General features: G+C 69.8%; 10 protein-coding genes. 8 read left to right on the plus strand and 2 right to left on the minus strand.

What is annotated here, in order from left to right; all coding sequences use genetic code 11:
• Positions 1–185: 185 nt before the first annotated feature.
• The 5 genes from rpsO (at position 186) to AQJ66_RS35355 (ending at position 5,624) form a co-directional block, all read left to right on the plus strand.
• Complete coding sequence (rpsO, locus tag AQJ66_RS35335) at positions 186–476, plus strand: 30S ribosomal protein S15 (protein WP_061930608.1); 291 nt, start codon at positions 186–188, stop codon at positions 474–476.
• A gap of 306 nt (positions 477–782) precedes the next feature.
• Positions 783–3,005: a polyribonucleotide nucleotidyltransferase gene (locus tag AQJ66_RS35340; RefSeq protein ID WP_061930611.1), complete on the plus strand. Its 2,223-nt coding sequence runs from the start codon at positions 783–785 to the stop codon at positions 3,003–3,005.
• Entirely contained in the window at positions 3,002–4,381 is a 1,380-nt protein-coding gene (locus AQJ66_RS35345; RefSeq protein WP_061930614.1) for a M16 family metallopeptidase, read from the plus strand. The genes AQJ66_RS35340 and AQJ66_RS35345 overlap by 4 nt, the downstream gene beginning before the upstream one ends.
• A gap of 24 nt (positions 4,382–4,405) precedes the next feature.
• Positions 4,406–5,158: a 4-hydroxy-tetrahydrodipicolinate reductase gene (dapB, locus tag AQJ66_RS35350; protein ID WP_061930617.1), complete on the plus strand. Its 753-nt coding sequence runs from the start codon at positions 4,406–4,408 to the stop codon at positions 5,156–5,158.
• 13 nt (positions 5,159–5,171) lie between these two features.
• Positions 5,172–5,624: a tetratricopeptide repeat protein gene (locus tag AQJ66_RS35355; RefSeq protein ID WP_061930620.1), complete on the plus strand. Its 453-nt coding sequence runs from the start codon at positions 5,172–5,174 to the stop codon at positions 5,622–5,624.
• 96 nt (positions 5,625–5,720) lie between these two features.
• Here AQJ66_RS35355 and AQJ66_RS35360 read toward each other — a convergent pair whose 3' ends face one another.
• Both AQJ66_RS35360 and AQJ66_RS35365 read right to left on the minus strand, forming a co-directional pair.
• Positions 5,721–6,275, minus strand: a complete 555-nt coding sequence (locus AQJ66_RS35360; protein ID WP_061930623.1) for a hypothetical protein — start codon at positions 6,273–6,275, stop codon at positions 5,721–5,723.
• 90 nt (positions 6,276–6,365) lie between these two features.
• Positions 6,366–6,647 (minus strand): hypothetical protein, encoded by a 282-nt coding sequence (locus tag AQJ66_RS35365; protein ID WP_061930626.1) that lies wholly within the window; start codon positions 6,645–6,647, stop codon positions 6,366–6,368.
• A 158-nt stretch (positions 6,648–6,805) separates the two neighbouring features.
• Between AQJ66_RS35365 and thyX the strand changes: the two genes are divergently transcribed.
• The 3 genes from thyX (at position 6,806) to AQJ66_RS35380 (ending at position 10,481) form a co-directional block, all read left to right on the plus strand.
• Complete coding sequence (gene thyX, locus AQJ66_RS35370; protein WP_061930630.1) at positions 6,806–7,549, plus strand: FAD-dependent thymidylate synthase; 744 nt, start codon at positions 6,806–6,808, stop codon at positions 7,547–7,549.
• 192 nt (positions 7,550–7,741) lie between these two features.
• Entirely contained in the window at positions 7,742–8,641 is a 900-nt protein-coding gene (gene dapA, locus AQJ66_RS35375; protein WP_061930633.1) for a 4-hydroxy-tetrahydrodipicolinate synthase, read from the plus strand.
• Positions 8,642–8,795: 154 nt separating this feature from the next.
• Positions 8,796–10,481, plus strand: coding sequence for a ribonuclease J (locus tag AQJ66_RS35380; RefSeq protein WP_061930636.1), 1,686 nt, complete (start codon positions 8,796–8,798; stop codon positions 10,479–10,481).
• Positions 10,482–10,973: the final 492 nt, after the last annotated feature.

A 10,973-nucleotide genomic window follows, 5' to 3' on the forward strand; every position in this document is an offset into this window, starting at 1 on the left:
GGGCGTCCGGCGACCCTGGTACTCTGAGTGACGGCCGTTTGTGTACGCACCCCCGGAGCCCCCGCAGGTAGCACTGCGCGCCCTGGAGGCCGCGCCCAGCGGATCCCGCCTTCCGAGTAAAGGAAGCTCTCCCGAGACGCAGACCGGGGGCACTCGGCGGCAATCACAGACTATGAGGAGTACGCGTGTCGCTCGACGCCGCTACGAAGAAGCAGATCATCGGCGAGTTCGGTACCAAGGAGGGTGACACCGGCTCCCCCGAGGTCCAGGTCGCTCTGCTCTCCCGTCGGATCTCCGACCTGACGGAGCACCTCAAGACCCACAAGCACGACCACCACTCCCGCCGTGGTCTGCTGATCCTGGTCGGCCAGCGCCGCCGGCTGCTGCAGTACCTGGCGAAGAAGGACATCCAGCGTTTCCGTGCGCTGGTCGACCGCCTCGGCATCCGCCGCGGTGCGGCCGGCGGTGCCAAGTAAGACGCCGTGAGGGGAGCGGTTCCCGGTAGGACTCGGGGACCGCTCCCTTTGCCGTACGTACGGAAACGTGCGGAGTGTCACACACGCTTTGTAGTGTGGTAGCACAACGCAGTACGCACGACACAGCACGACACAGAACGAGGAGAAGCGCACCTCGCCGCCGCCGGTCCTCGGTAGTGGCCCCCGGGGGGAAGCGAGCCCCGGGTGCTTCGATCGAAGACCGGCCCGCACCAGACGGCGCGCTTCTCCGCCACCGTCCCCCTGCCACACGGGCAGCCGAGGGACGAGGACGAGGAGAAAACGCTAGTGGAGAACGAGACCCACTACGCCGAGGCCGTTATCGACAACGGCGCCTTCGGCACCCGCACCATCCGTTTCGAGACGGGCCGCCTGGCCAAGCAGGCCGCCGGCTCCGCCGTGGCGTACCTGGACGACGACACCATGGTGCTGTCGGCCACCACCGCCTCCAAGAACCCCAAGGACCAGCTCGACTTCTTCCCGCTGACGGTGGACGTCGAGGAGCGGATGTACGCCGCCGGCAAGATCCCCGGCAGCTTCTTCCGCCGTGAGGGCCGGCCGAGCGAGGACGCGATCCTCACCTGCCGCCTCATCGACCGTCCGCTGCGCCCGTCCTTCAAGAAGGGCCTGCGCAACGAGATCCAGGTCGTCTGCACCGTCATGGCGCTCAACCCCGACCACCTGTACGACGTCGTGGCGATCAACGCCGCGTCCGCGTCCACGCAGCTGGCCGGCCTGCCCTTCTCCGGCCCGATCGGCGGCGTCCGCGTCGCCCTGATCCGCGGTCAGTGGGTCGCGTTCCCGACGCACACCGAGCTCGAGGACGCCGTCTTCGACATGGTGGTCGCCGGCCGCGTCCTGGAGGACGGCGACGTCGCGATCATGATGGTCGAGGCCGAGGCCACCGAGAAGACGATCAAGCTCGTCGAGGGCGGCGCCGAGGCGCCGACCGAGGAGATCGTCGCCGCCGGCCTGGAGGCCGCCAAGCCCTTCATCAAGGTCCTGTGCCGCGCCCAGGCCGACCTCGCCGCGAAGGCCGCCAAGCCCACCGGCGAGTTCCCGATCTTCCTGGACCACCAGGACGACGTCCTCGAGGCCCTGGCCGCCGCCGTGCGGCCCGAGCTCGCGCAGGCGCTCACCATCGCCGGCAAGCAGGAGCGCGAGGCCGAGCTGGACCGCGTGAAGGCGCTCGCCGCCGAGAAGCTCCTGCCGGAGTTCGAGGGCCGCGAGAAGGAGATCTCCGCCGCGTACCGCTCGCTGACCAAGACCCTGGTCCGCGAGCGCGTCATCAAGGAGAAGAAGCGCATCGACGGCCGCGGTGTCACCGACATCCGCACCCTGGCCGCCGAGGTCGAGGCCATCCCGCGGGTGCACGGCTCCGCGCTGTTCGAGCGTGGCGAGACCCAGATCCTGGGCGTCACCACCCTCAACATGCTCCGCATGGAGCAGCAGCTGGACACCCTCTCCCCGGTGACCCGCAAGCGCTACATGCACAACTACAACTTCCCGCCGTACTCCACCGGCGAGACCGGCCGCGTCGGCTCCCCCAAGCGCCGCGAGATCGGCCACGGCGCCCTCGCCGAGCGCGCGCTCGTGCCGGTGCTGCCCGCGCGCGAGGAGTTCCCCTACGCGATCCGCCAGGTGTCCGAGGCCCTCGGCTCCAACGGCTCGACGTCCATGGGCTCGGTCTGCGCCTCCACCATGTCGCTGCTGAACGCCGGTGTGCCGCTCAAGGCCCCGGTCGCCGGTATCGCCATGGGCCTGATCTCCCAGGAGATCGACGGTGAGACGCACTACGTCACCCTCACCGACATCCTCGGTGCGGAGGACGCCTTCGGCGACATGGACTTCAAGGTCGCCGGCACCAAGGAGTTCGTGACCGCCCTCCAGCTCGACACCAAGCTGGACGGCATCCCGGCCTCCGTCCTGGCCGCGGCCCTCAAGCAGGCCCGCGACGCGCGTCTCCACATCCTCGACGTGATGATGGAGGCCATCGACCGGCCCGACGAGATGTCCCCGAACGCCCCGCGGATCATCACCGTCAAGATCCCGGTCGACAAGATCGGTGAGGTCATCGGCCCCAAGGGCAAGATGATCAACCAGATCCAGGAGGACACCGGCGCCGAGATCACCATCGAGGACGACGGCACGATCTACATCGGTGCCGCCGACGGCCCCTCCGCCGAGGCCGCCCGCGCCACGATCAACGGCATCGCCAACCCGACGATGCCCGAGGTCGGCGAGCGCTACCTGGGTACGGTCGTGAAGACGACCACCTTCGGCGCGTTCGTCTCCCTGCTGCCCGGCAAGGACGGTCTGCTGCACATCTCGCAGATCCGCAAGCTCGCCGGCGGCAAGCGCGTGGAGAACGTCGAGGACGTGCTCGGCGTGGGCCACAAGGTCCAGGTCGAGATCGCCGAGATCGACTCCCGCGGCAAGCTCTCCCTCATCCCGGTGATCGAGGGCGAGGAAGGCTCCACCGACGAGACGAAGGACGACGCCGAGCAGTGACGTCCCGTGGCTCCGAGGCGACGGCCCGCACCTCTTCGGAGGCGCGGGCCGTCGCCCGTACCCAAACCCTCATCAAGGGCCAGAACGGCATCGGCACGGTCCGTAAGACCACCCTCCCGGGAGGCCTGCGCGTCGTCACCGAGACCCTGCCCTCGGTGCGCTCGGCGACCTTCGGCATCTGGGCCCACGTCGGCTCGCGCGACGAGACCCGGGCCCTGAACGGCGCCACGCACTACCTGGAGCACCTGCTCTTCAAGGGCACGCGGCAGCGGAGCGCCCTGGACATCTCCGCCGCCATCGACGCGGTGGGCGGCGAGATGAACGCGTTCACGGCGAAGGAGTACACGTGCTACTACGCGCGCGTGCTCGACACCGACCTGCCGCTCGCCATCGACGTGGTCTGCGACATGCTGACCGGCTCCCTGATCCTCGAGGAGGACGTCGACGTCGAGCGGGGCGCGATCCTCGAGGAGATCGCGATGACCGAGGACGACCCGGGCGACTGCGTGCACGACCTGTTCGCGCACACCATGTTCGGCGACACCGCCCTCGGCCGCCCGGTCCTCGGCACGGTCGACACGGTCAACGCCCTCACCGCCGACCGCATCCGCCGCTTCTACAGGAAGCACTACGACCCGACCCACCTCGTGGTCGCCTGCGCCGGCAACATCGACCACAACAAGGTCGTACGGCAGGTCCGCGCCGCCTTCGAGAAGGCGGGCGCCCTCGACGGCGCCGGCACCGCGCCCATCGGGCCCCGCGAGGGCAGCCGGGCGATCCGCACGGCCGGGAAGGTCGAGCTGCTGGCCCGCAAGACCGAGCAGGCGCACGTCGTCCTCGGCCTGCCGGGCCTCGCCCGCACGGACGACCGCCGCTGGGCCATGGGCGTCCTCAACACCGCCCTCGGCGGCGGCATGTCCTCCCGCCTCTTCCAGGAGGTCCGGGAGAAGCGCGGCCTCGCCTACAGCGTCTACTCGTACACCTCCGGCTTCGCCGACTGCGGCCTGTTCGGGGTGTACGCCGGCTGCCGGCCGAGCCAGGTGCACGACGTGCTCAGGATCTGCCGGGACGAACTCGACCAGGTCGCCGCCGACGGCCTGTCCGACGACGAGATCGGCCGCGCCATCGGCCAGCTCCAGGGCTCCACCGTCCTGGGCCTGGAGGACACCGGCGCGCTGATGAACCGTATCGGCAAGAGCGAGCTGTGCTGGGGCGAGCAGATGTCCGTCGACGACATGCTGGCCCGGATAGCGGCGGTCACCCCGGACGAGGTCCGGTCGGTCGCCCGCGACATCCTGGGACAGCGCCCGTCGCTGTCGGTCATCGGCCCGCTGAAGGACAAGCAGGCCGCGCGGCTGCACGACGCCGTCGCCTGATCCCCTCCCGTAAGGAAGCAAGAGATGAGCAAGCTGCGCGTGGCGGTCCTCGGTGCCGGGGGCCGCATCGGGTCCGAGGCGGTACGGGCGGTCGAGGCCGCCGAGGACATGGAGCTGGTGGCCGCCCTCGGCCGGGGCGACAAGCTGGAGACGCTGGCGGAGACCGGGGCCGAGGTCGCCGTCGAGCTGACCACCCCGGCCTCCGTCATGGGCAACCTCGACTTCTGCGTGCGCCACGGCATCCACGCCGTCGTCGGCACGACCGGCTGGACCGACGACCGCCTCGCGCAGCTGAAGGGCTGGCTCGCCCAGTCCCCGCAGACCGGTGTGCTCATCGCGCCGAACTTCTCCATCGGCGCCGTGCTGACCATGAAGTTCGCGCAGATCGCCGCCCCGTACTTCGAGTCGGTCGAGGTCGTCGAGCTGCACCACCCGAACAAGGTGGACGCCCCCAGCGGCACGGCCACCCGCACCGCCCAGCTCATCGCCGAGGCCCGCCGCGCCGCCGGTACGGCCCCGGCGCCGGACGCCACCGTCACGGCCCTGGGGGGAGCCCGCGGCGCGAACGTCGACGGCGTCCCCGTGCACGCCGTCCGGCTGCGCGGCCTGCTGGCCCACCAGGAGGTGCTGCTCGGCGCCGAGGGCGAGACCCTCACCATCCGCCACGACTCCCTGCACCACAGCAGCTTCATGCCGGGCATCCTGCTCGGCGCCCGCCGCGTGGTGTCGACTCCGGGCCTCACCTTCGGCCTGGAGCACTTCCTGGACCTGAGCTGAGACACCCCTCCCGATGCGCGCGAAGATCTCCTACCTCGTCACGGCCGCCGTCCTCGTCTTCTACTTCGTCCTGGTCGGCAGCCGCGGCGTCATGCTCATCCAGGCCGGCACCCTCCTCACCGTCACCTTCGGCGTGGCGGTGCTGATCCTGCCGGTCATCGGCCTGTGGTTCCTGTGGAAGAACACCCAGTTCGTCCGCCGCGCCAACCAGCTCGCCGCCGAACTCGACGCCGAGGGCGGCCTGCCCGTCGACGAGCTGAAGCGGCTGCCCAGCGGCCGCGTCGACCGCGACTCGGCCGACGAGGTGTTCGCCAGGCGGCGAGCCGAGACGGAGGCCGCGCCGGACGACTGGCGCAGCTGGTTCCGGCTGGCCGTCGCCTACCACGACGCCCGCGACACCCCGCGCGCCCGCAAGGCCATGCAGCGCGCCATCGCCCTGCACGACGGCAGGCCCGTCCGGACCTGAGCCGGCCGGACCGGGCCGTACCGTCCGGACCGAGCCGTACGCCGAAGGGGCCGGCCCGCACTCCCGCGGACCGGCCCCTTCGGCGTACGGCGGCGGTCAGCCGCGCCGGTACTCCGCCGCCCAGGCCTCCACCGTGTCCGCCGCCCGGTCGAAGGCCATGGGACGGTTCAGGAAGTCCAGGCCGTGCGTGGTCAGCAGCGGCGGGGTGTCCGCCGGAGCCCGGTCCGTGCGCACCAGCCGCAGCGCCTGCCCCTGCACCGTGCGCGGCCACCCCAGCCAGCGGACCGGCTGCTGCGCGGTGCGCACCTCGGCCACCCGCTGCCAGGGCACCGTGCGCGTCAGCAGGAAGCCCACCTGGCGCAGCCCGCGCGCGCTCACCCACACGCCCATGCGCAGCATCCGCAGCGCCCCCGCGATGACCGCCAGGGCCACGGCGAGCACCACGACGGCGGAGTCCGGCGAGCCGGTCAGGGCGATGAGGACCGTACCGAACAGCACGAACGAGGCCAGCAGCAGCGCGAGGGCGGCACCGCCCACCCGCCACGGCCCGGGCCGGTAGGGACGCCGCCAGCGGTCCCGGTCGTCGTACGGAAGAGGGCTCTCGGATGCCGTCCCGGCGCTGCGGTCGGCCGTCAGGAAGGGCAGGGGCACGGCTGGTCCTCACTCAATCCTTGCGCGGGCTGTGCCCGGTGAGGCTATCCGGCCGTGTTCGAGCCCACCACCCGTGGGAGTCCGGAAGGGTCAGCGGCCCTGCGCGTGCCCCCGGGCCCCCTGCGCGTGCCCCGGGAGGTGCGCCTGCGAGGCCTGGGACTGCTGGGCCGGCGTACCGGACGGCGTGGACAGCGCCGGCATGCCGAGGATCAGTGACCCCACCAGCCCGGCGACGAGGGTCAGGCCCAGCAGCCAGCGCCCGGCCACCTCGGCCAGGGACGCCCGCGGCCGGGGCGGGGGAGCGACATTGCTGGGGAACCTGTCGGCCTCGGCCGGGAGGACGGAGGGCACGGACTTGAGCCGACCGAACATCGCGGGTACGTCTCCATTCGGGTCGAACGAGCAGGCCTCGCCGATACAGACGCTCGAGTGGCGCAAAAGGTGCCCATGTCAGAAAAAATCGTGCGGCAAGGTCACTGTCCGGGACTGTCAGGGGTGCCCCGTACAGTGGGCGCGAACCGCAAGCAGTGATGGGAAGGACCCCCGTGACCACCCCCGAGTCGCTCACGTTCCGCAGCGATGTCACCGTCGAGCTGGTGAAATCCAGCGCCTCGGACGCCGACGTCCTCTTCGCCGCCCGCGTCTCCACGGCCGGCGAGCAGTCGCTGGACGAGCTGAAGAAGGACCCCGAGCGCTCCAAGGGCCTGATCAACTACCTGATGCGGGACCGGCACGGCAGCCCGTTCGAGCACAACTCGATGACGTTCTTCATCAGCGCCCCGATCTTCGTCTTCCGCGAGTTCATGCGGCACCGGGTCGGCTGGTCGTACAACGAGGAGTCGGGCCGCTACCGGGAGCTGGAGCCCGTCTTCTACGTCCCCGGCGCCTCCCGCAAGCTCGTGCAGCAGGGCCGCCCGGGCAAGTACGTCTTCGTCGAGGGCACCCCGGCCCAGCACGAGGCCGTGCGCGGCACCCTTGAGGAGTCCTACGAGCAGGCGTACGCGGCGTACCAGAAGCTGCTGGCCGAGGGGGTCGCCCGCGAGGTCGCCCGTTCGGTCCTGCCCGTCGGCCTGTTCTCCTCGATGTACGCCACCTGCAACGCCCGCTCCCTGATGCACTTCCTCGGCCTGCGCACCCAGCACGAGCTGGCCAAGGTGCCGTCCTTCCCGCAGCGGGAGATCGAGATGGTCGGCGAGAGGATGGAGGCGGAGTGGGCGAAGCTCATGCCGCTGACGTACGCGGCCTTCAACGCGAACGGCCGGGTCGCCCCCTGACGCGGAACGGATGTACGCATCAGCCTGGTGAAGTGTCCGTATTGCAGCATTTAGAGAAGTTCATCTAGCCTGATCAAACGGACCCGGCACTGCTTGAACCCCCGAGCAGGCAGTGCCGGGTCCCCCCTTTGTCCTGACTTTCCCCGCCCCCGTGGGCAGACCACCCAGGGCGCACCGAGTAGCGTGTTACCCATGGCTCCGACCTCGACTCCGCAGACCCCCTTCGGGCGGGTCCTCACCGCCATGGTCACGCCCTTCACGGCGGACGGCGCACTCGACCTCGACGGCGCGCAGCGGCTCGCCGCCCACCTGGTGGACGCAGGCAACGACGGCCTGATCGTCAACGGCACCACCGGCGAGTCGCCCACGACCAGCGACGCGGAGAAATCGGACCTGGTACGAGCCGTACTGGAGGCGGTCGGCGACCGCGCCCACGTGGTGGCCGGAGTCGGCACCAACGACACCCGCCACAGCATCGAACTCGCGCGTGAGGCGGAGCGCGCCGGCGCGCACGGCCTGCTGGTGGTCACGCCGTACTACAACAAGCCCCCTCAGGAGGGCCTGTACCGGCACTTCACGGCCGTCGCGGACGCCACCGGGCTGCCGGTCATGCTCTACGACATCCCCGGCCGCAGCGGCGTCCCGATCAACACCGAGACGCTCGTCCGGCTCGCCGAGCACCCGCGGATCGTCGCCAACAAGGACGCCAAGGGCGACCTCGGCCGCGCGAGCTGGGCCATCGCGCAGTCCGGTCTCGCCTGGTACTCCGGCGACGACATGCTGAACCTGCCCCTGCTCTCCGTGGGCGCGGTCGGCTTCGTCTCGGTCGTCGGCCACCTCGTCACCCCCGACCTGCGCGCGCTCATCGACGCGTACGCCGCGGGCGACGTCGTCAAGGCCACCGAGATCCACCAGAAGCTGCTGCCGGTGTACACGGGTATGTTCCGCACCCAGGGCGTCATGACCGCCAAGGCCGCGCTCGCCCTGCGCGGACTGCCCGCCGGGCCGCTGCGCGCCCCCATGGTCGAGTGCTCGCCCGAGGAGATCGCCCAGCTCAAGATCGATCTTGCCGCCGGCGGGGTAGAGCTCTGACAACAGACTTGGCACCACCCGGACTTCACAACTGAATCCACAACCGCATACAGGGGCCACCGGTGCCCACACCCACAACGACAACTGCTTCTGCACGAACGTCACGCGCGCCACGTGCCCACCGGTACGTGGCGTGTGTGGTGAGGAGAGTCTTTTGAGTCATCCGCATCCTGAACTCGGTTCCCCGCCGCCGCTCCCCGAGGGCGGCCTGCGGGTCACGCCGCTCGGCGGTCTCGGCGAGATCGGCCGGAACATGACGGTCTTCGAGTACGGCGGCCGCCTGCTGATCGTCGACTGCGGGGTGCTCTTCCCCGAGGAGGAGCAGCCCGGAATCGACCTGATCCTGCCGGACTTCTCGTCCATCCGTGACCGGCTGGACGACATCGAGGGCATCGTCCTCACCCACGGCCACGAGGATCACATCGGCGGCGTCCCCTTCCTGCTCCGCGAGAAGCCGGACATCCCGCTGATCGGCTCCAAGCTGACCCTGGCCCTCATCGAGGCCAAGCTCCAGGAGCACCGCATCCGCCCGTACACCCTGGAGGTGGCCGAGGGGAACCGCGAGCGCATCGGACCCTTCGACTGCGAGTTCGTCGCGGTCAACCACTCCATCCCGGACGCCCTGGCGGTCGCCATCCGCACCCCGGCCGGCATGGTCGTGCACACCGGCGACTTCAAGATGGACCAGCTCCCGCTGGACAGCCGTCTCACCGACCTGCACGCCTTCGCCCGGCTGAGCGAGGAGGGCATCGACCTCCTGCTCTCCGACTCCACGAACGCCGAGGTCCCGGGCTTCACCCCGCACGAGCGGGACATCTCCAACGTGCTGCGCCAGGTCTTCGCCGCCGCCGGCAAGCGGATCATCGTGGCGAGCTTCGCCAGCCACGTCCACCGCATCCAGCAGATCCTGGACGCCGCCCACGAGTACGGCCGCCGGGTCGCCTTCGTCGGCCGCTCCATGGTCCGCAACATGGGCATCGCGCGGGACCTCGGCTACCTGAAGGTGCCGCCGGGCCTGGTCGTGGACGTCAAGACCCTGGACGACCTCCCGGACCACGAGGTGGTCCTGGTCTGCACGGGCTCCCAGGGCGAGCCGATGGCGGCCCTCTCCCGGATGGCGAACCGCGACCACCAGATCCGGATCGTCGACGGCGACACGGTGATCCTGGCGTCGTCCCTGATCCCCGGCAACGAGAACGCCGTGTACCGGGTCATCAACGGCCTGACCCGCTGGGGCGCCAACGTCGTCCACAAGGGCAACGCCAAGGTGCACGTCTCCGGCCACGCGTCCGCGGGCGAGCTGCTGTACTTCTACAACATCTGCCGCCCGAAGAACCTGATGCCGGTCCACGGCGAATGGCGTCACCTGCGGGCCAACGCCGAGCTGGGCGCCCTGACCGGTGTCCCGCACGACCGGATCGTGATCGCCGAGGACGGCGTGGTCGTCGACCTCGTCCAGGGCAAGGCGAAGATCTCCGGCAAGGTCCAGGCGGGCTACGTCTACGTCGACGGCCTGTCCGTCGGCGACGTCGGCGAGCCGGCCCTGAAGGACCGCAAGATCCTCGGCGACGAAGGCATCATCTCGGTGTTCGTGGTGGTGGACTCCTCCACCGGCAAGATCACCGGCGGTCCGCACATGCAGGCGCGCGGTTCCGGCATCGAGGACTCGGCCTTCGCGGCCGTCATCCCGAAGATCACCGAGGCCCTGGAGCGCTCCGCGCAGGACGGTGTCGTGGAGCCCCACCAGCTCCAGCAGCTGATCCGCCGGACCCTCGGCAAGTGGGTCTCGGACACGTATCGCCGCAGGCCGATGATCCTGCCGGTGGTCGTGGAGGTCTGACGGTCCCACGACCGCTCTACCAGGCCAACAGGGAGCGGGGCACCTCGATTTGCATCGGGGCGCCCCGCTCCAGTACGTTTACGGCTCCGCCCGAGCGGGAACCCCCAGTGCTTCATGCGCTGGACTCCGGTGCCCGGATCGGACGGGAAAACCGACTCAGAACTTCTGATAAAGTCGGAACCGCCGGAAAGGAAACCGCGAGAGCGGAAACCTGGAAAGCACCGAGGAAATCAGGTCGAGAAAAGATCTGATAGAGTCGGAAACGCAAGATCGAAGGGAAGCGCCCGGAGGAAAGCCCGAGAGGGTGAGTACAAAGGAAGCGACCGTTCCTTGAGAACTCAACAGCGTGCCAAAAATCAACGCCAGATATGTTGATACCCCGTCTCCGGTCATCACGATCGGGACGAGGTTCCTTTGAAGAAAAACACAGCGAGGACGCTGTGAACCATCGGACTATTCCTCCGGTGGTTCCGCTCTCGTGGTGTAGACCGC

The sequence above is a fragment of the Streptomyces bungoensis genome (assembly GCF_001514215.1).
Taxonomy (GTDB): domain Bacteria; phylum Actinomycetota; class Actinomycetes; order Streptomycetales; family Streptomycetaceae; genus Streptomyces; species Streptomyces bungoensis.

Excerpts from the sequence above, each read along its gene's own strand:
- dapB (WP_061930617.1), top strand. The coding sequence starts at position 4,406 with ATGAGCAAGCTGCGCGTGGCGGTCCTCGGTGCCGGGGGCCGCATCGGG.
- AQJ66_RS35355 (WP_061930620.1), top strand. The coding sequence starts at position 5,172 with ATGCGCGCGAAGATCTCCTACCTCGTCACGGCCGCCGTCCTCGTCTTC.
- AQJ66_RS35365 (WP_061930626.1), bottom strand. The coding sequence starts at position 6,647 with ATGTTCGGTCGGCTCAAGTCCGTGCCCTCCGTCCTCCCGGCCGAGGCC.
- thyX (WP_061930630.1), top strand. The coding sequence starts at position 6,806 with ATGGGAAGGACCCCCGTGACCACCCCCGAGTCGCTCACGTTCCGCAGC.
- dapA (WP_061930633.1), top strand. The coding sequence starts at position 7,742 with ATGGCTCCGACCTCGACTCCGCAGACCCCCTTCGGGCGGGTCCTCACC.